We start from the raw sequence: 18,830 nt of genomic DNA, 5'->3' as shown, positions 1-18,830 counted from the left end.
CCCGCATCAGCGTTCGGCAAGAGTGTTGACGATTGTGACCCCCGTAACTACGGTTGCCCGAAATCGTCTGGAAAGTTAACAGACAGGAGCACCGATGCGAGCCGGAAGCCCACGACTGCTGCGCGAGATCAACGACCGCGCGGCCATCGAGGCGCTGCTCCGCAACGGTCCTCTCACGAGGGCCGAACTGGAGGGCATCATCGGCCTCTCCAAGCCGGCGACGGCGCAGCTGCTGACCCGCCTCGAAGAGTCGGACACGGTGCTGCGCAACGGTTTGCGTGGCGGCGGACGCGGTCCGAGGGCGCAGCTCTGGTCGGTGAACGGGGCACTGGCGCACGTCGCGGCGGTGGACCTCACGCCGGACCACGTGGACGTGGCGATCGCCGACATCTCCGGCGCGCTGCTCACCGAGCACAGCGCCCCCATGCCCAAGGCGGGCAGGGCCGAGGTGCTGGAGTCCTTCCACAGCGCCGTCAGCAAGGCCGCCGGACAGGCGGGTCTCACCCCGGACGCCCTGCTCCACGTGGTCGTGGGCAGCCCCGGCGCGGTCGACCCGGCCACCGGCAGGCTCGCCTACGCCCCGCACATGCCCGGCTGGGGCGGTTTCGACCTGCTCGACGAACTGCACGGCCTCCTGGGCACCAACGTCACCGTCGAGAACGACGTCAACCTGGTCGCCGTCGAGGAGATGATCGCCGGCCGCGCGACCGAGGTCCGCGACTTCGTCCTCATCTGGCCCGCCGACGCGGTCGGCGCGGCCGTGGTCGTCAACGGCGTGCTGCTGCGCGGCGCCACCGGTGGCGCGGGCGAGATCGACGGCCTCCAGGTCCCGGACCGCGCGGTCGCCGAGACCGGCACCGACCGCGCGGGCGGCACGTTCGGCGAACTGCTCGACAACGGCGCCCTCGTCCGGCTGGCCCGCGCGCACGGCGTCGCGGCCCGCACCGGGGAAGCGGCCGTGCGCAAGGCGCTCAGCTCCGGCCCGGCCGGTCGGGAGTTCCTGGTGGACCTGGCCCGCCGCATCGCCACCGGCGTCGCGGGCGTGATCAGCGTGCTCGACCCCGAACTCGTCCTGCTCTCCGGCGACGTCGCGCAAGCGGGCGGCACGACGCTCGTCGACCTCGTCTCGGCGGAGATCCGCCGCCTGGTGGTGCCCCGCACCCCCGTACAGCTCGCCCTGGTCACCGGGAAGCCGGTGCGCTCCGGCGCACTGCACACGGCGCTTTCCGTCGCCAGGGAACAGGTGTTCGGCCTTCCAGCCGCCACGACCGAACCCTTCCGAGGCCCGCACCACGGCAACGCGGCCGTTCCCGTCCCCACCACCCGACGTTGAATCTCCCAGGAGGGCCAATGCGCACCAGGCCAGGCCGTTCGCGGCTCCGCTTCCGGTCAGCTCTGATCGTCACCACGGCAGGTGTGCTGGCCGCCGCGTGCACAGCCGGTGGCGGCGCCGCGTCGGGTCCCGCGGCCGCGCCCGGCGCCGACCAGGCGGTGACCGTCCAGGTCTGGAGCAACTTCTCCGACCGCGAGCTGGGGATCGTCAAGGAAGCGCTGGACAAGTACCACGGCAAGCACGCCAACATCACCATCGACAACCAGGGCAGCCAGGACGACGACAAGATCACCCAGTCGATCCGCAGCGGCAACCCGCCGGACGTCGCGATCTCGTTCACCACGGACAACATCGGCCAGTTCGCGTCCTCCGGCGCGTGGCAGGACCTCAAGCCCTACATCGAGCGCGACAAGTACAACCTCGACGACATCCCGAAGGCCGTGCTCGACTACACCGAGTTCAACGGCAACCGGGTCGCCCTGCCGATGCTGGCGGACGTCTACGGCCTGTACTACAACAAGGACCTGCTCACCGCGGCCGGTCTGAGCGCCCCGCCGAAGACCACGGCCGAACTGCTGGACTACGCCAAGAAGCTCACCGTGAAGAACCCCGACGGCTCGATCCAGGTCGCGGGTTTCCTGCCGCAGACGGGTTTCTACGCGTTCAAGCCGCAGATCGTCGGCACGATGTTCAACGCGCAGTGGGTCGACAAGGACGGCAAGTCCACCCTGGGCAAGGACCAGGGCTGGAAGGACATGTTCGGGTGGCAGAAGGAGCTCATCGACTTCTACGGCTGGGACAACCTGCAGAAGTTCACCGCGGGCCTCGGCCAGGAGTACTCCGCCGACAACGGCTTCCACGTCGGCAAGGTCGCCATGGCTATCGACGGCGAGTACCGCACGGCGTTCCTCGCCGACCAGACGCCCGGCCTGAACTACGGCACCACGACGCTGCCCACGTCGAAGCCGGAGAACTACGGCGGCGGCTACACGACCGGCACGATCATCGGCATCCCCAAGGGCGCCAAGAACCCCGGTGCCGCCTGGGACCTGGTCAAGTACCTGACGTCGGACACCGACGCCCTGGTCGGCCTCGCCAACGGCCTGCACAACGTGCCCAGCACCAAGACCTCGCTGAGCAGCCCGGACCTGAAGCTGGGCGACAACTTCAAGCCGTTTCTCGACGCGTTCGCCAACAAGAACCTGACGTCGAACCCGGCCAGCACGATCGGCGACCAGTACCTGAAGATCGTGTCCGACTTCGGCGTCTCCTGGCAGACCGGCACGGTCTCCGACCTCGCCACCGGCCTGACCGACCTGGACAAGCAGATCGACGACGCCAAGGCACTCGGCAAGTGAGGTCGGCCCCGTGACCACGACTCTCCCGAGCCGGACAGCGGAGCCCGCGACCCGTCCCGCCCCCGCCAAGGGGCGGGGCGGGGTGCGCGGCCGCAACCGCAAGTGGGTGATCCTGTTCCTGGCGCCGTGGGCGATCGGGATGACGGTGTTCTTCGTCTACCCGCTGCTCGCGACGGTGTACTTCTCGTTCACCAACTACAACGGGCTCGACACCGCGGACTTCGTCGGCCTGCGCAACTTCGTCTACCTGTTCACCGGTGACCCGGTCGTCAAGACCGCGGCGTACAACACGCTGTGGCTCGTCGTGGTGCTCACGGTGCTGCGGGTGGCGTTCGGCCTCGGCGTCGCGTCGGTGCTGGCGCGCGTGACGACGGGCAACAGCCTGCTCCGCACCCTGTGCTACCTGCCGTCGCTGGTCCCGCCGGTCGCCGCGACCCTGACGTTCGTGTTCGTGTTCAACCCCGGCACGGGCCCGGTGAACTCGGTGCTCGGCTGGTTCGGCATCGACGGACCGCTGTGGTTCAACGACCCCAGCCTGTCCAAGCCCGCGCTGACCCTGCTCACGCTGTGGGGCTCCGGCGAAATCATGATCATCATTCTGGCCGCGATCCTGGACGTGCCCAAGGACCTGTACGAGGCCGCGCAGCTCGACGGCGCGGGCGCCGTCATGCAGTTCCGGAAGATCACGCTGCCGACGATCGCGCCGGTGCTGCTGTTCGGCGTCGTCAACTCGGTCATCTTCGCCCTCCAGTACTTCACCCAGGCGATCGTGGCCGGATCGGTGGCGTCCGGGTCGGCCGACATGGTCGGCAACAGCCAGATCATGGGCTACCCCAACAACTCCACGCTCACCTTCCCTGTCTGGCTCTACCAGCAGGGCTTCCGGGCCTACCACATGGGCTACGCGTCGGCGATGGCCGTGGTCCTGTTCATCGTGTCGTTCGCCTTCACCGCGATCCTGATCCGGCAGCTGCGGGCGGGCAACTCCGAGGAGGCGAGGAGCTGATGACCGCTCTGCTCAGCGAACCGCCGAAGGTCGCGCCCGCGGTTCCCAAGCGCCCCAGGAACAAGCGGCAGCTGCTCAACTGGATCGCGGTGCACAGCATCGCGCTCGTCATGGGCGTGGTCTTCACCGTGCCGCTGGTGTTCGTGTTCCTCACCTCGGTGATGTCGGACCGCCAGGCGCTGACGTCGAACATGTGGCCGACCGAGTGGCACTTCGAGAACTTCGCGTCGGTGTTCGAGAAGGCGCCGATGCTGACCTACCTCGGCAACTCGCTGCTGTACTCGGTGGTGGCGACGGTCGGCATGCTGCTGTCCAGCGTGCCCGCCGCGTACGCGTTGGCGCGCTTCAGGTTCCGCGGCAGCAACGCCGCGTTCATGCTCCTGATCGCCGCCATGATGCTGCCGCCGCAGGTGGTCGCCGTCCCGCTGTACAGCATGTGGGCCAGCGCGGGCCTCACCGGCACGCTGTGGCCGCTGATCGTGCCCTACCTGCTCGGCGACGCGTTCAGCATCTTCCTGCTGCGCCAGTTCTTCCTGACCATCCCCGAGGACTACCTCGACGCGGCCAGGATCGACGGCTGCAACGAGTTCCAGATCCTCTACCGCGTCCTGCTGCCGATGACCAAGCCCGGCATCGCGGCCGCCTCGCTGTTCACCTTCCTCTACACCTGGAACGACTACTTCGGCCCGTTGCTCTACGTCGGCGAGCGCCAGGACAGCTGGCCGCTGTCCATCGCGCTCGCCTCGTTCCGCGGCATGCACCGGGCCACGCAGTGGAACCTCACCATGGCCGCGACCACCCTGGTCCTGATCCCGGTCCTGGTCCTGTTCCTCTTCGCGCAGAAGTCCTTCGTCCGGGGAATCACCTTCACAGGAGTCAAGGGATGAAGCTCACCGTTGTCGGAGGCGGGTCGACCTACACGCCGGAGCTGATCGACGGCATCGCGGGCCGCCGGACCAGTCTCGACGTGGACGAGATCGTCCTGGTCGACCCGGACGCGCACCGCCTGTCGGTCATCGGGCCGTTCGCGCGGCGGTTGCTCGCGCACGCCGACCACCCGGCGAGGATCACGACGACCGCGAGCCTGGAGGAGGGTGTCGAGGGCGCTTCGGCGGTGCTGCTGCAACTGCGCGTCGGCGGCCAGGCGGCCCGGCGGACGGACGAGACGTTCCCGCTGGACTGCGGGTGCGTCGGCCAGGAGACGACCGGCGCGGGCGGGTTGGCGAAGGCGTTGCGGACGGTGCCGGTGGTGCTCGACATCGCCGACCGGGTCCGGGAGATCGCCGGGCCGGACACGTGGATCGTGAACTTCACCAACCCCGTCGGCATCGTGACCCGTGCGCTGCTGGAGGCCGGGCACCGCGCGGTGGGGCTGTGCAACGTGGCCATCGGCTTCCAGCGCTGGGCCGCGGCGCAGCTCGGGGTCGGGGCGGACGACGTCCGGCTGGAGCACGTGGGGCTCAACCACCTGACGTGGGAGCGCGGGGTGTTCGTCGACGGCGTCGACCGGCTGCCCGAGCTGCTCGGCGAGCACGGCGACGCGCTGGCCGAGCACATGCGGCTGCCGCTGCCGCTGATGCGCCGGATCGGCGCGGTGCCGTCGTACTACCTCAACTACTTCTACCACCACGACGAGGTCGTGGCGAAGCAGAAGGTGGAGGTGCCGCGGGCGGAAACCGTTGCGGCGGTGGAGAAGGAGCTGATGGACATCTACGCCGATCCCAGCGTGGTGACCAAGCCCGAGCAGCTCGCCCAGCGCGGCGGCGCCTTCTACTCGGAGGCGGCGGTGCAGCTGGTGCACTCGCTCACCGGCGGCACGGGGGCCGAGCAGCACGTGGTGAACGTGCGCAACGACGGCACGCTGCCGTTCCTGCCGGACGACGCCGTGATCGAGGTGCCCGCCACGGTCACCTCCGACGGCGCGGTGCCGCTGCCGGTGAAGCCGGTGGAGCCGCTGTTCTCCGGGCTGATCGCGAACGTCACGGGGTACGAGCACCTCGCGCTGGAGGCCGCCTTGCACGGCGGTCGGGACCGGGTGGCGACCGCGCTGCTCGCCCACCCGCTGATCGGGCAGTACGCCACCGCGGAGCGGCTCGCCGACGAACTGGTCGCGCGGAACAAGGATTTCCTGCCGTGGGCGAAGGACTCCTGACCGGGGTCCGCTCGTCCTTGATCAGCCACAGGCCCACGAGGAGCTTGGAAGAATGACCGACCGGGTGCTCGCCATCGACGGCGGGAACAGCAAGACAGCCGTGTTGCTGGTCGACGCGGAGGGCCAGGTGCTCGCACAGGTGCGCGGGCCCGGCGCGTCTCCGCAGAACGTCGGCCTGGCGCGCAGCCTGGAGGTGTTCGACGGGCTCGTCCGCGAGGCGGCCAGGCGGGCCGGGCTGTCGCCGGACGAGCGGATCGCGGGGCACACGGCCGCCTACCTCGCGGGCGCCGACCTGCCCCGCGAGGAGCTGGAGCTCCAGGCGGAAATCGAGCGGCACGGCTGGTCGGAGACCTCGGTCGTCGGCAACGACACGTTCGCGCTGCTCCGCGCGGGCACGGCGGACGGCATCGGTGTCGCGGTGGTGTGCGGCGCGGGCATCAACTGCGTCGCCGTCGCGAAGGACGGCCGCACCCACCGCTTCCCCGCCCTCGGCCGGATCTCCGGCGACTGGGGCGGCGGCTCGCACCTCGGCAGCGAGGCGCTGTGGCTGGCCATGCGCGCCGAGGACGGCCGCGGCACGCCCACCGGCCTGCTGCCCGCCGTGGTCGCGCACTTCGGCACCGCGACCGCGGCGGAGGCCGTGGAGCGCATCCACTTCGGCGAGGCCGACGCGGACGACCACGCGCTGTGCCGGGTGCTGTTCGAGGTGGCCGCGACCGGTGACCAGGTGGCGCTCGACGTCGTGGACCGGCTGGTCGAGGAGATCACCGTGCTGGCCGAGGTGTCGCTGCGACGCCTTGACCTGCTGGAGGAGCCGGTGGACGTCGTCCTCGGCGGCGGTGTGCTGACCGGAACCGGTGACAGCGTCGTCGGCGCCGTGCGCGACCGCCTGGTCGCGACGGCCCCATTGGCCCGGATCCGCGTCGTCGACCTGCCCCCGGTGGTCGGCGCGGCGCTGCTCGGCCTGGACGCCGTCGGCGCGGGCCCCGGCGCCGAACTGCGGCTGCGCTCCGCCTACGCCGAACAGCCCGCCGAACCCGCCCTCGACCTCGCCTCGGGAGGCTGAGCGGCCCCACGAACACCGGTGCGGGGGAGTTATCGGCGGCGGCGCTCCCCCGCGCCGGTCCCGGAACCCCGGTGCGGGGTGGTCGATCGGCGGCGGCACCACCTCGCACCGAGCCTTGTCGGGGACCGGTCCTCATGACGACGAGTCGCCCGGAACCGGAATCCCGCCGCTTCGGGATTCGTGGAATACCGTTGCGCAGCCCCAGGTCGGAGCTTCCGGCACCGCGGTGCCGGGTTAGGACCACCGGTGATCGGGTACCGGTAGAAGACCCCGGTGCGGAGGAGTTGATCGGCGGCGGCGCTCCTCCGCACCGGGCCACGACCGGCCCTCGTGGCCCGTCCCGGCCCCCGACCGGGACGGCCGCGGGGGCTTCCCGTCTTCACGGGCTGGCAGACACCTCCAGCGACGGCGGCAGGTCCACAATCGAACTGGCCTCGAAGGACGGCACCGACGGCAGCGCGGGCAGTTCCGGTGTGGACGTGAGCCGCACCGCGCTGACCGACTCCTCGGTGCGCCGCGGCTCCGACTCCACCGAGGACTCCCGACCCGCTGACGATGTCGGCGACCCGATCGTCGTGACCGTCTTCGACACGCGCGAGGACGCCGTCGCCACCACCTTGCCCTCGAAGTCCATCGGCGGCAGGTCACCACCGCTCTGCCCCGGCTCCTGGTCGCCGCCACCACGCGGGTCGGCGTTCCCACTCCCGTCCCGCGGCTCCTCGGACGACCCGCTCAGCCCGATGCCGAGTGCGAGACCCATCACCACGGCGACGGCCCCGACGGAGATCACGGGCAGGGGTGTACGAAAGCGCACGGCCTCTCCAGACGAGTTCGGCTGGCTGCGGAAGCGCAAAGGTTAGGGGCCGAATTGCGATAAACCGCCCAATGCGCACATCCCATCCCTCGAAAGAGTGACGGAAAGACACGGGCGGATAACAAAACCGGGCGTGTCGGGAATCCATTCGTCACCAATTGGGTTTACTTCCAAGTCGCCCCGACGCCACGGCTCCACCACCTTCGGTGGCGATGGCGAACGACGCGGAGGCATGCTGTTCGCGCGGCTCCTGAGGGGATGGCACGGGCCGCGCAGAGGGAGGGACCGCAGGTGCAGGACTTGAACAGCTTCGTGGCGATCGGGGACAGCTTCACCGAGGGCATGGACGACCCCGGCCCGGACGGCCACTTCATGGGCTGGGCCGACCGCCTGGCCTCGATGATCTCCACGCAGAGCGACGGCTTCCGCTACGCGAACCTCGCGATCCGCGGCAAAACGCTGCACGAGATCGTCGACGAGCAACTACCCCTGGCCGTCGCCCTGAAACCCGAACTGGTCGCCTTCTGCGGCGGCGGCAACGACATCCTCACCCCCGGCACCGACCCCGACGCACTCGCCGAGGTCTACGAGATCGGCGTCGCCGAACTCCGCGCCGCAGGCAGCGAAGTGATCGTCTTCACCGGCTTCGACACCAAGAACACCCCGCTCCTGCGCTCGCTGCGCGGCAAGATCGCCATTTACAACACCCACCTGTGGTCAGTCGCCGACCGCTACCACTGCCACATGATCGACCTCTGGGCCATGTCCATCCTCCAGGACAAGCGGGCCTGGAGCGAAGACCGCCTCCACCTCTCCCCGGAAGGCCACCACCGCGTAGCCCTGCGAGTAGCCGAAGTCCTCGGCTACAAGACCACAGAACCCTGGAACACCCCCTGGCCCCCCGCCCAGGAGTTCGACTGGATGACCCAACGCCGCCGCGACCTCAAATGGGCCCGCGAACACGTCATGCCCTGGGTCGGCCGCCTGGTACGAGGCGAATCCGCCGGCGACGGCCTAGCCCCAAAGCGCCCAGAATTGCTACCCATCAACAGCGACTAACGATTTATAGGGGTACCCGACCAGACACCGACGCGAGGGACACAGCCCGCCCCCCATCGGCGCAGCCGGCCACCCGCATCCGGCGCGGAGCGCCCGCCGCTTACCGACGCGCAGCGAGGCGCCTTGTCTGACGCGCAGCGAGGATGCCTTGTCGGCAAAGCCGATGCTGGCGAAGCCAGACCTACCCCTGCCCCCGATACACAGCGCCCTCCTGCCCCACCCCTGTTTGTCAAGGCATCTTTCCCGCCTTGACAAACAGGGGTGGGGCATTGAGACAATCGCGCACCGGGGGCCGGGCTACACCAGGCGGTAAACCCACCACACCAGGGCCCAGCCACCCCAAGCGGTAAACCCACCCCACACACCCCCAACCAAAACGATGACCGGCCGGCACTCTCCCCCGAATGCCGGCCGGCCACCACCGGGTGGCTCCCCCCTTGAGTTCCCCCCTCAAGTGCCACCCCGGACGCCGACCAGCTCATGTGATCAGCGCCCACGACCAAGTTGCCAGAACCCGCCCCCCGACCGCTAAACACCCGCTAAACCTCGGAGGTCAAGACCTCCAGCGCCGTCCTGACCAGCACCGCCCTCGGCGACCCCACCTGCTCGAACAACCTCAACGATTCGGTGAGTTCCGCTTGCGCGGCTACCATTTCCGCCCTCCGCGCCAACACCGACCCCAACACCTGCCGCCCGAAGGCCTCCTCGAACGGCATGGCCCCGGAGTTCGCGAGGTCGACCCCTTGGCGCGCGTAGTCCTCGGCCTCGCTCAACCGCCCCAGCTCGACGTACAGCTCCGCGAGGTTGTTCACCGCGAGCACGTAGGCGCGCTCGTCGCCGCTGCGGTGGTAGATCTCCATCGCCTGGAACTGGTGCGCCGCAGCGATTTCCCGCCTGCCGAGCACCTGCTCGACCTGGGCGATGTTGTTGAGGCCGGTGGCCTGCCCGAGGACGTCGCCTTCGCGCTTGGCGAGGTCGATGGACGCCCAGTGCCGCAGCAGCGCTTCCTCGTGGTCGCCCGCGGCGGCGAGGGCGTTGGCGAGCTGGCCCAGCGTCAGCACCTGGTACCGGGGGTCGCCGAGGTCCACCGCGATCCGGTGCGCGCGACGGGCCTCCGGCAAGGAGGATCCGTGCACGCCGAGGCGGGCGCTGGAGGCGTTGACGGCGTGCAGGAGCAGCAGTTCGCCCAGTTCGTCGCCGCTGACGCGCGCGGAGGCCAGGCCGAACCCGACGAGCGCGACCCATTCCCGCACGACGGTCCGCGCGAGGCAGTAGGTGTGCACCAGCCGCACGAGTTGCCAGACCTGCTTGTGCAGTCCCGTTTCGGAGCCCGCGTGCACGAGGGCGACGATGTTCGGCCACTCGCGGTCGAACCAGGAAAGCGCTTCCGCAGATGTGACGGGACTGTCGCGCGAGTGCGGCGCGGGGAAGGAGAGGCCGTCCTTGCTGGGGCGGATCAGGCGTCGGGCGTGGTCGCAGGCGGAGAGGTAGTGGCCCATCAGCGCCTCGAGCGCCGCGGCGCGGGCGGCCGGGTCGCCGGTGACCTCGCGGACGAACAGCCGGACCAGGTCGTGCAGCACGAAACCGCCGGTCCACGGCTGTTCCAGCAGGTGCGCGTCGGCCAGGTCGGACAGCCGCGAGCCCGCCGTGGGGACGTCGGTGTCGCAGATCGCGGCGACGGCGTGCGGGCTGACCCAGCGCCCCGGCACGAGTCCCGCCGCGCGCAGCGCGCCCGCCAGCTCCGGCGCCAGCGAGCGGTAGGAGACCTCCAGGGCGCGCCGGACGCCGACCTCGGGCAGTTCCAGCGTCCGCAGCCGGTTGCTGTCGTCGGACAGCTCGGCGACCAGCTCGTCGAGCGTCCACTCCGGACTCATGGCGAGCCGGGCCGCGGCGATGCGCAGCGCCAGCGGCAGGTACCCGCACAGCTCCACGAGCATCCCGGCGGACACCGGGTCGTACTTCGAGACGGGTTCGCCGACGACCTCGTCGACCAGGTCGATCGACTCGGCCTCGCTGAGCCTGCCCAGCGTGAGCAGCCGCGCGCTGTTGCTCACGACCAGGCCTTCGAGCTTGCGCCTGCTGGTGATCAGCACCACCGAGCCCGCTCCGGGCGGCAGCAGCAGCCGGACGTGGTCGGGGTCCCACGCGTCGTCGAGCACGACCAGCACCCGGCGCCGGGCCAGCAGCGAGCGGTAGAGGCCGATCCGGTCGGGCAGGTCGTCGGGCACGGCGTCGGGCGGCACGCCGAGCGCGTGCAGGAACCGGGCCAGCACCTCGGTGGGCTCGACGGGCCTGCGGTCGCCCTCGAACCCGTGCAGCGGCGCGAACAGCAGGCCGCCGGGGAACAGCTCGGCCCGCCGGTGCCCCCACGTCACGGCCAGCTCGGTCTTGCCGATGCCGGGCGCGCCGTCGATCAGGGCGATGGTGGTCGCCGTCAGGTCGCGCTGCTCGCACAGCCGGTCCAGCCAGGCCAGGTCGGCGCCGCGGCCGATGAACCCGCTGGCGGCGGCGGGCAGCTGCTGCGGCACGACCACGCCGGGGCGCGGTTCGCGGGAACCCCGGTCGGCCGCGCCGGGATCGCTGAGCACCGGGTCGTCGCGCAGCACCCGTTCGTGCAGCAGCCGCAGGTCGGGGCCGGGGTCCATGCCCAGCTCCTCCACGGCGCGCCGGTGGAACCGCTGGTAGGCGTCCAGGGCGTCGGCGCGCTGCCCGGAGCGGTAGAGGGCGCGCATGGAGTGGGCGACGAGCCGTTCGCGGAACGGGTACTCGGTGACCAGCTGGCGCAGCTCCCCGACCAGTTCGAGGTGGCGGCCCAGCTCCAGCTCGGCGTCGATCCGCTCCTCGAGTGCGGACATGCGCAGCTCGTCGAGGTCCGTGGTGATCGGGTTGCCCGGCACGTCGGCGAGCACCTGCCCGCGCCACAGGCCGAGCGCCTCGCGCAGCAGACCGGCCCGCATCGCGGCGGGCTTGCCGCGCGCCGAGGAGATCAGCTGGCGGGCCCGGTGCAGGTCGAGCCGCCACGGGTCGATCTCCAGCTGGTAGCCGGGCGGGCTGGTGAGGATCGACGCCGAACCGCTCGGGTCGGCCTCCTCCAGCATCTTGCGGAGCTTCGACACGTACCCGTGCACGATCGTGCGGGCGGTGGCGGGCGGGTCGTCGGCCCAGGTGCGGTCGACGATCTCGTCGATCGGCACGACCCGGTTCGCGTCCAGCACCAGCATGGCCAGCAGGCCGCGCATGCCCTTGCGCCCGAGCACCAGGGGACGGCCGTCGGCGAGCACCTGGAGCGGTCCGAGCACCCCGAACTCCAGGCCGGTCCGGCCGCCGGCACCGGGTGCGCCGTGGTCGCCCTCAGCCATGCCCACCCCCGCGTTCCGTGTTCGACCGGTCACTGGTTCAGGTGGCTCCACGCCTGGCTCAGATACCTGCCGGACGAACTTCGTTCGGGAACGCCCGTCGCGATCGGCGATCGGGGACGGGGCGACTAGGGTTCTGGACTCACGACCGGCAGAGCAGGAGGGCATGTGCCGCGCGACCCTTTGGCGGTGGTCGACCGTGGAGCCGCGTGCCTGCTCGGAGGTGCGCTCGGCGACGCGTTGGGCGCACCGGTGCAGTACCTGGGCTGGGCAGACATCCAGCGCGAGCACGGCCCCGAAGGGGTCGTCGCTCCTCCTCGGCCTGCCCTGGTCACCGATGACACGCAGTTGACCCTGTTCACCGCGGACGGGTACCTGCGGGCGTACGTGCACGGTCGCAAGACCGGCGCGTGGGAGCCCATCGAGACCGTGTGGCACAGCTACCGGCGGTGGCTGGTGACCCAGCAGATCGCCGCGCCCGAACCCGGCGCGATCGGGCTGCTGGCGAACGAGCGGTTGTACTCGAGCCGGTCGCCGGGGCTGACGTGCCTGCGGGCGCTGGCCGCGGACGTGCCGCCGACCCCGGAGGAACCGCACAACGAGTCGTCGGGCTGCAACGGGGTCACCCGCACCGCGCCCGCCGGGTTCGCGCCGAGCGCGGCCATCGCCTACGACCTGGGCTGCCGGTTCGCCGCGCTGACCCACGGCGGCACGGGCGGATGGGTGTCCGGCGGGGCGATGGCGCTGCTGATCCACCTGCTCGCGGTGCGCGGCAGGCCCGTGCGCGAAGCGGTGGACCAGGTGATCGGCCGGGTGCTGCGCGACGACCCGTACACCGCGAACGCGTTGAACCGGGCCGTCGTCTTCGCCGAGGAGCACCGCGAACTGGGGCTGGACTCGGTGCGGGTCGACCGGCTGGGCAGCGGGTGGACCGGGCCGGAAGCGCTGGCGATAGCCGTCCACACAGTCCTGGTGTACCCGCGCAAGTCCGAGTTCGTGGACGCGCTGCGGGCCGCGGCGAACCACTCCGGTGGTAGTGACGCGACGGCGGCGTTGACGGGGAACATCCTGGGGGCGCTGCACGGGACGGCTGTGCTGCCACGGGATTGGCTGGTCGGGCTGGAGCTGGTGGACGAGTTGACGGAACTCGGGCGGGATCTTGGGAGATCGGCTTCCGGCGAGGAGTTCGACGAGTCGCGGTACGTCTGAGCGTACGGCTGGGAGTGTGTCTCGGATCGGAGTAAGCCCCGCCGGGAGTGGGGGGAGGCCCCGCGCGCAGGTTCCCGAAGACGAGTGCGCGGGGCCTTCCGTCCACGGGTTGGTCCACAGCAGTTCGGGTCTCACCCCGAGCGCGAAACCCGACTTGCTCTTGATCAACTCCGTGGATGGGGAGCAGAACTCCCTTGCACAGCAAGATAGCAGAGGCATGTGCGTACCGTCACCCCCGGTGGACGCTGTGAGAGCGGGGTGTCCGGTTTGGAGGTTGCGGGGCTTTGAGGTGGGGGCCTTGGGGTGCAGGGAAAGAGGGAAGCCCGGCCTTCGTGCGCGTTGTGCCCACCGTGCGAAGCCCAGCCCCCGGCGCGCGATTGTCTCAATGCTCGCTCTTGATTATCAAGGTGGGAAAGATGCCTTGACAATCAAGAGCGAGCAGGAGGGCGCTGTGGATCGGGGGCAGGAGGGGAGTCTGGCTTCGCCGGCATCGGCTGCGCCGACAAGGCCTGGCTCCGGGTTTAGCAGCCGGACTCGCCGAACGGCATCCTGGCTTCGCTTCGGACCTAGGTGGCGATTGGTAGGCCTGGGGAGCGGAAGACGCGGTGGGCTGAGTCGACGGCGAAGACTTCGCAGTTCGGTTGGGCGGCGGCCCAGCTGATGCCTTCTTGGCCCATGGCGTAGGCGGCGGTGGCTACGGTGTCGGCGGTGGTCAGGTCGGGGGCGGTGATGGTGATGCTGAGTAGGCCTCTGGCTGGTTTGCCGGTGCGGCCGTCGATGATGTGGGCGCCGCGTTCGTAGGCGGCTGAGGTGGCTACGGCGCCGTTGTTGAGGGCTAGTACGGCGCAGAGCCGGTCTGGCTGTTCGGGGTGGCGGATGCCTACTCGCCAGGGGGTGTCGGGTTCTGGTTCGCCGGCGGTGACGACGTCGCCGCCCGCGTTGACGCAGAAGCGGCGGGCGCCGGCGTCGTGGAGCATTTCGGCGGCGCCTTGGACGGCCCATCCTTTGACGACTGCGCAGGGGTCGAAGGGGTGGTCGGGGAGTCTGGTGGTGAAGGCGCCGCCGGTGCTTCGTTCGTAGTGGTCGCAGAGGTCGATGACGTGGGTCAGGTCGGCGCTCAGGTCCTGCGGTGCGAGTTCCGACCTGCCGTGGCGGGAGACCTCGCTGTCGGGGCGGAAGGGGCTGAAGCGCAGGTCGACCTCGTGCAGCCAGGCGAAGGCGTGGTCGACGGCGTGGTGGGCCCGCTCGTCGTCGTCGCGCAGGTCGACCGAGACGGGGAGTCCCATGACCTGTTCGACCCTGCGCAGACCGGTGGGCACGGCTACTCCCCCTTGGCGTCGATGGCTGCCTGGAGCGATGTGACGTAGCCCTCGCTGGTCTGGGTCGCGCCGGACACGCTGTCGACGTCGGCGCTGCCCGCCTGGAGGGTTTCCTGGATCAGCAGCGGGGCGGCCATCTTGGTCGGGCCGGTGTTGGGCTGCTTGAGGAACTTGACCGCGGTGATCTTGTCGCCGGTGAAGGTGACCTGCACCTGGACGTCGCCGTGGACGGTCTTGACCACGGGGCCGTTGACCGTTTTCACGGCCTGTGCCGTGGTGGGCTTGGTGGTGGTGGGCGGTGCCGCGGTCCCGTAGCCGGAGGCCGCGGGCGCGGACGTGGTGGTGGTCGGGGGTTCCGTCGTGGCCTCGGTCTGCGCCTCCGGGACGATGCCGACGTCGGCGGCGACCTCCGTGGTCTCGGCGGCCGACGGGTCGTAGAGCCAGAGCGGGACCAGGCCCGCGATGGACAGCGCGACGAGCGGAATGGCCCTGTGGATCTTCATGTCGTCCTTCCTCAACCGGCCATGCTGAAGCGTTCGGCGTGCACCTGCTGCTTGGGGACCTTCAACTCGCGAAGGCTGGTCATCACCGCGCCGGTCATGGCGGGCGGGCCGCAGACGAACACGTCGCGGTCGCGGATGTCGGGTGCCAGCGCGATCAGGTTGTGCGGGCCGAGCAGCGGACCTCGGGGCGTGGGGGCGCTGGACGGGCCGGTGAGCAGGTGCAGGACGGCGCCGCGGGCGTGGGCGAGGTCGCGCAGCTCGTTGAGCAGCACGGCGTCGCGCGGGTCGCTGACCCGGTAGAGCACGACCACGTGGCCGCGCAACTCCTCCAGCAGCGCCCGGATCGGGGTGACGCCGACACCGCCCGCGACCAGCACCGTGTTCGGCCTCGTGCGGTGCATCGCGGTGAACGCGCCGTACGGCCCCTCGGCGAACACGCGGGTGCCGACCCTGACGTGCCGCAGGCTCGCGCTGCCCTCACCGGCGGCCTTCGCGGTCAGCCGCAGCGACCGGCCGTCCGGGGCGGCGGACAGCGAGAACGGGTTGGCCTTGTACCAGCGGTCGCGGGTCAGGAAGCGCCACAGGAAGAACTGGCCGGCCCGCGCGGGCATCAGGTGCAGGTCGCGGCCGGTGATGTAGATCGACACCACGTTGTCGGCCTCCGGCACGACGGCGGCGACCCGCAACTGGTGGCGCAGGTTGCGGTAGAGCGGCAGCCCGAACCGGCCGACCACCACCGAGCCGAGCGCGAACGTCCAGAGGCCCCACCAGTACGCGGTGGCGGGCTCCGAGGAGTTGAACGTCGAGCCCGCGGCGATCTGGTGGGTGAACGCCAGCACGACGGCGACGTAGGCGTAGAAGTGGATGAAGTGCCAGGTCTCGTAAGCCATCCGGCGCCGGGCGTAGCGGGCGGACGCGGCGCCGATCACGATGATCAGGAACAGCGCCACGATCGCCCGCAGCACGCCCTCGACCGTGGTCGCCAGGTCCACCACCTCGGTCACCGGGGGCAGGTCGGCGAGCTGGGCGTGGCCCAGGGTGATGAGCACCGCGTGCGAGAGCAGCAGCCAGAGCAGGGTGAAGCCGGTCCAGCGGTGCCACGTGGTCAGCCGGTCCATGCCGAGCCTGCGGTCGAACCACGGCAGCCGGGCGATCAGCAGGAACTGGAACGCCATCACCAGCGTGCCGTACAGGCCGGTGACCCTGCCCATGAGGATCAGCGCGTTCGTGCCGAAGCCGCTCTGGCTGAAGAAGTAGGTGACCACGGCCACGTTGGCGGCCATCAGCACGTACAGGCCGGTTCGGGCGACGACCTTCGGACTCGTGCCGCCGACCTGGGCGGGAGCCCGTTCGACGGGGGTCTGGACGGTGGTCACGGGGCGATCTCCTCTTGGCCGTTGTCCGGTTGAAGCTTCCATGTCCAGCTGAGAGCCGACTGGGTGAACGCTGTCGACCAGCTGTTGATCGGCGCGGAGGTTCTCCGATCGCCTCGCTCCCCGAGGGGCGGTGCACCACCATGAGCACGTGGACAAGGCCGATTCGGTTCGATTGCTCGTCGTCGACGACGAGCCGCACATCGCAGACCTGGTCGCGACGGTCGCCCGGTACGAGGGGTGGAACGCGGTCACCGCGGGCAGCGGCGAGGCCGCGCTCAAGGAAGCGGTCGACTTCCACCCGGACATCGTGGTGCTCGACCTGATGCTCCCGGACCTCGACGGGTTCTCCGTCCTCGACCGGCTCCGCGAAGCCGGCACCATGGTTCCCGTGGTCTTCCTCACCGCGCGCGACGGCACCGCCGACCGGGTCGCGGGCCTCACCAGGGGCGGCGACGACTACCTGGTGAAACCGTTCTCGGTCGAAGAGCTGATGGCCAGGCTCCGCGCCGTCCTGCGCCGCAGCACCGGGCCCGCGTGGCAGCGCTCGGTGCTGAAGGTGGGCGACCTCGCGCTCGACGAGGACACCCGCGAGGTGCGGCGCGGCACGAGGCTGATCACGCTCACGCCCACCGAGTACGAGCTGCTGCGCTACCTGATGCGCCGCTCCCCCGCGGTGCTGACCAAGGCGCAGATCCTCGACCACGTGTGGGAGTACGACTTCGGCGGCCGCTCGAACGTGGTCGAACTGGTCGTGTCGCACCTGCGGCGCAAGCTCGACGACGGCGAGGAGCCCCTGATCCACACCATCCGCGGCGTCGGCTACGTCCTCCGGCAGGCCTCTTCGTGACCGACCGGTTCCGGCTGGGCAGGCTCCGGCTGGGCACCCGGCTGGTGCTCGGCCTCGGGGCGCTGGCGCTGGTCGTGTTCGCCGCGGTCGGCACGGTCATGGCGACCAGCATGCGGAGCTACCTGGACGGCAAGCTCGACGAGCAGATGCGCGCCACCCAGATCGCCGAGACCGAGACGGTCAAGGCCTACGGCAACGTGAAGAAGGTGCCGCAGGGCTGGTACTCGATGGTCTTCACCGTGCACGGCGAGGCCGTCGACGTGAAGAACGGCGACCGGCCCAAGGACCTCTCCGACGTCAGCGAGGTCGCGCGGGACGTCAACGGCGGCGAGCTGTACCGGACCGTCCACCTCGACGGCGAGGGCACCTACCGGGTCCGCGCCTGCGCCGTCGTCGACGACCTGGTCCTGGTCAGCGCCGCCCCCACGGGCGACCGCGACAGCATCCTGCGCCAGCTGATCAGCCTGGAGGTCGTGGTCTTCCTGGCCGCGCTGGTGGCGTTCGTGCTGATCGGGCGGGGCGTGCTGCGGCGCGGGCTGCGGCCGTTGAGCGACATGGCCGACACGGCGCACACGATCTCGACCCGCGATCTGACCGACACCGGGCGGTTGCCGGTGCGGGCGTCCGGGCAAGGCGGGGGTGTCGAGGTCGAGGAGCTGCGGACGGCGTTCAACACGATGCTCGACCACATCGACTCGTCGCTGGCCGCTAGGACGGCCGCCGAGCAGAGGTTGCGGCGGTTCGTGGCGGACGCCTCGCACGAGCTGCGGACCCCGCTGACGTCGTTGCGGGGGTACGCGGACCTGTTCCGGTACGCGGCGGCCAACGAGCCCGCGGAGCGGGAGGCGCACCTGGAGCGGATGCGGGACGAGGCGGCGCGGATGAGCGTGCTGCTCGACGACCTGCTGCTGCTCGCCCGACTGGACTCCGGCGAGGTCGAAGCGCCGCTGCGGGTGCGCGAGGTCGACCTCGTGGAACTGGCCGAGGACGCCGCGAGCGCGTTCGCCGCCGCCTACCCCGACCACCCGCTGACGACCGACTTCGGCACCGCGCCCGTCCGGCTGCGCGCCGACCCGATGCGGCTGCGGCAGGTGCTCGACAACCTGCTCACCAACGCGGCCGTGCACACGCCCGCGGGGACGGGGGTCGCGCTGAGCGCGTTCCCCACCGGTGTCACCGTCGTCGACTCCGGCCCCGGCATCCCCGCCGCCGACCAGGCGCGGATCTTCGACCGCTTCTACCGCGTCGACAACTCCCGCGCCCGCCACCGCGGCGGCAGCGGCCTCGGGCTCGCCGTCGTCCAGTCCCTGGTCACCGCGCACGGCGGCACCGTGGAGGTCGACAGCGGCCCCGGCCGCACCGCGTTCACGATCCGGCTGCCCGCCTGATCCCCGCCGGGTTTCGCGCGTCTCGGCGCGGAACCCGGCGGAGG

15 protein-coding genes are annotated in these 18,830 nt (G+C 70.7%); 10 read left to right on the top strand and 5 right to left on the bottom strand.

Going from position 1 to position 18,830, the window contains the following annotated elements; genetic code table 11:
* Window positions 1–94: 94 nt before the first annotated feature.
* Genes RM788_RS27370 through RM788_RS27345 form a run of 6 tightly spaced genes read left to right on the top strand, consistent with a single transcriptional unit; the run spans window position 95 to window position 6,915 of the window.
* Window positions 95–1,333 carry an ROK family transcriptional regulator gene (locus tag RM788_RS27370; RefSeq protein WP_315920294.1) on the top strand — a complete coding sequence of 413 codons (1,239 nt, stop codon included), beginning with the start codon at window positions 95–97 and terminating at the stop codon, window positions 1,331–1,333.
* Between the two features lie 17 nt (window positions 1,334–1,350).
* On the top strand, window positions 1,351–2,691 hold the full coding sequence (locus RM788_RS27365) for an extracellular solute-binding protein (RefSeq protein ID WP_315920292.1): 1,341 nt from the start codon (window positions 1,351–1,353) through the stop codon (window positions 2,689–2,691).
* Window positions 2,692–2,701: 10 nt separating this feature from the next.
* Window positions 2,702–3,697, top strand: a complete 996-nt coding sequence (locus RM788_RS27360; RefSeq protein WP_399340214.1) for a carbohydrate ABC transporter permease — start codon at window positions 2,702–2,704, stop codon at window positions 3,695–3,697.
* Entirely contained in the window at window positions 3,697–4,584 is an 888-nt protein-coding gene (locus RM788_RS27355) for a carbohydrate ABC transporter permease (RefSeq protein ID WP_315920291.1), read from the top strand. The genes RM788_RS27360 and RM788_RS27355 overlap by 1 nt, the downstream gene beginning before the upstream one ends.
* Window positions 4,581–5,849 carry a 6-phospho-beta-glucosidase gene (locus RM788_RS27350; protein WP_315920290.1) on the top strand — a complete coding sequence of 423 codons (1,269 nt, stop codon included), beginning with the start codon at window positions 4,581–4,583 and terminating at the stop codon, window positions 5,847–5,849. The genes RM788_RS27355 and RM788_RS27350 overlap by 4 nt, the downstream gene beginning before the upstream one ends.
* A gap of 52 nt (window positions 5,850–5,901) precedes the next feature.
* Window positions 5,902–6,915 (top strand): N-acetylglucosamine kinase, encoded by a 1,014-nt coding sequence (locus tag RM788_RS27345; RefSeq protein ID WP_315920289.1) that lies wholly within the window; start codon window positions 5,902–5,904, stop codon window positions 6,913–6,915.
* Between the two features lie 379 nt (window positions 6,916–7,294).
* On the opposite strand, the gene RM788_RS27340 is transcribed toward RM788_RS27345, so the two are convergent.
* On the bottom strand, window positions 7,295–7,705 hold the full coding sequence (locus RM788_RS27340; RefSeq protein WP_315920288.1) for a hypothetical protein: 411 nt from the start codon (window positions 7,703–7,705) through the stop codon (window positions 7,295–7,297).
* Between the two features lie 315 nt (window positions 7,706–8,020).
* On the opposite strand from RM788_RS27340, the gene RM788_RS27335 reads away from it, so the two are divergent.
* Window positions 8,021–8,788, top strand: a complete 768-nt coding sequence (locus RM788_RS27335; protein WP_315920287.1) for an SGNH/GDSL hydrolase family protein — start codon at window positions 8,021–8,023, stop codon at window positions 8,786–8,788.
* Between the two features lie 539 nt (window positions 8,789–9,327).
* Here the strand turns inward: RM788_RS27335 and RM788_RS27330 are convergent.
* Window positions 9,328–12,147, bottom strand: coding sequence for an AfsR/SARP family transcriptional regulator (locus RM788_RS27330; protein ID WP_315920286.1), 2,820 nt, complete (start codon window positions 12,145–12,147; stop codon window positions 9,328–9,330).
* Window positions 12,148–12,333: 186 nt separating this feature from the next.
* On the opposite strand from RM788_RS27330, the gene RM788_RS27325 reads away from it, so the two are divergent.
* Complete coding sequence (locus RM788_RS27325) at window positions 12,334–13,353, top strand: ADP-ribosylglycohydrolase family protein (protein WP_315920285.1); 1,020 nt, start codon at window positions 12,334–12,336, stop codon at window positions 13,351–13,353.
* A 566-nt stretch (window positions 13,354–13,919) separates the two neighbouring features.
* Here RM788_RS27325 and RM788_RS27320 read toward each other — a convergent pair.
* From RM788_RS27320 to RM788_RS27310, 3 genes are read right to left on the bottom strand one after another with little or no spacing between them, the layout of a single operon-like run.
* The gene (locus RM788_RS27320; RefSeq protein WP_315920284.1) at window positions 13,920–14,672 is read right to left on the bottom strand and encodes an FAD:protein FMN transferase; all 753 of its coding nucleotides are present in this window, start codon (window positions 14,670–14,672) and stop codon (window positions 13,920–13,922) included.
* A 2-nt stretch (window positions 14,673–14,674) separates the two neighbouring features.
* Window positions 14,675–15,175: an FMN-binding protein gene (locus RM788_RS27315; RefSeq protein ID WP_315920283.1), complete on the bottom strand. Its 501-nt coding sequence runs from the start codon at window positions 15,173–15,175 to the stop codon at window positions 14,675–14,677.
* Between the two features lie 11 nt (window positions 15,176–15,186).
* Window positions 15,187–16,551, bottom strand: a complete 1,365-nt coding sequence (locus tag RM788_RS27310; RefSeq protein WP_315920282.1) for a ferredoxin reductase family protein — start codon at window positions 16,549–16,551, stop codon at window positions 15,187–15,189.
* Between the two features lie 148 nt (window positions 16,552–16,699).
* Here RM788_RS27310 and RM788_RS27305 point away from each other — a divergent pair, with 148 nt between their 5' ends.
* Both RM788_RS27305 and RM788_RS27300 read left to right on the top strand, forming a co-directional pair.
* The gene (locus tag RM788_RS27305; RefSeq protein WP_315920281.1) at window positions 16,700–17,398 is read left to right on the top strand and encodes a response regulator transcription factor; all 699 of its coding nucleotides are present in this window, start codon (window positions 16,700–16,702) and stop codon (window positions 17,396–17,398) included.
* Window positions 17,395–18,786 carry a sensor histidine kinase gene (locus RM788_RS27300; protein WP_315920280.1) on the top strand — a complete coding sequence of 464 codons (1,392 nt, stop codon included), beginning with the start codon at window positions 17,395–17,397 and terminating at the stop codon, window positions 18,784–18,786. The genes RM788_RS27305 and RM788_RS27300 overlap by 4 nt, the downstream gene beginning before the upstream one ends.
* Window positions 18,787–18,830 lie beyond the last annotated feature (44 nt).

This window comes from Umezawaea sp. Da 62-37, from assembly GCF_032460545.1.
GTDB lineage: Bacteria > Actinomycetota > Actinomycetes > Mycobacteriales > Pseudonocardiaceae > Umezawaea.
The sequence above is the reverse complement of the archived record's forward strand: the minus strand, read 5'-3'. Positions and strand labels throughout refer to the sequence as shown.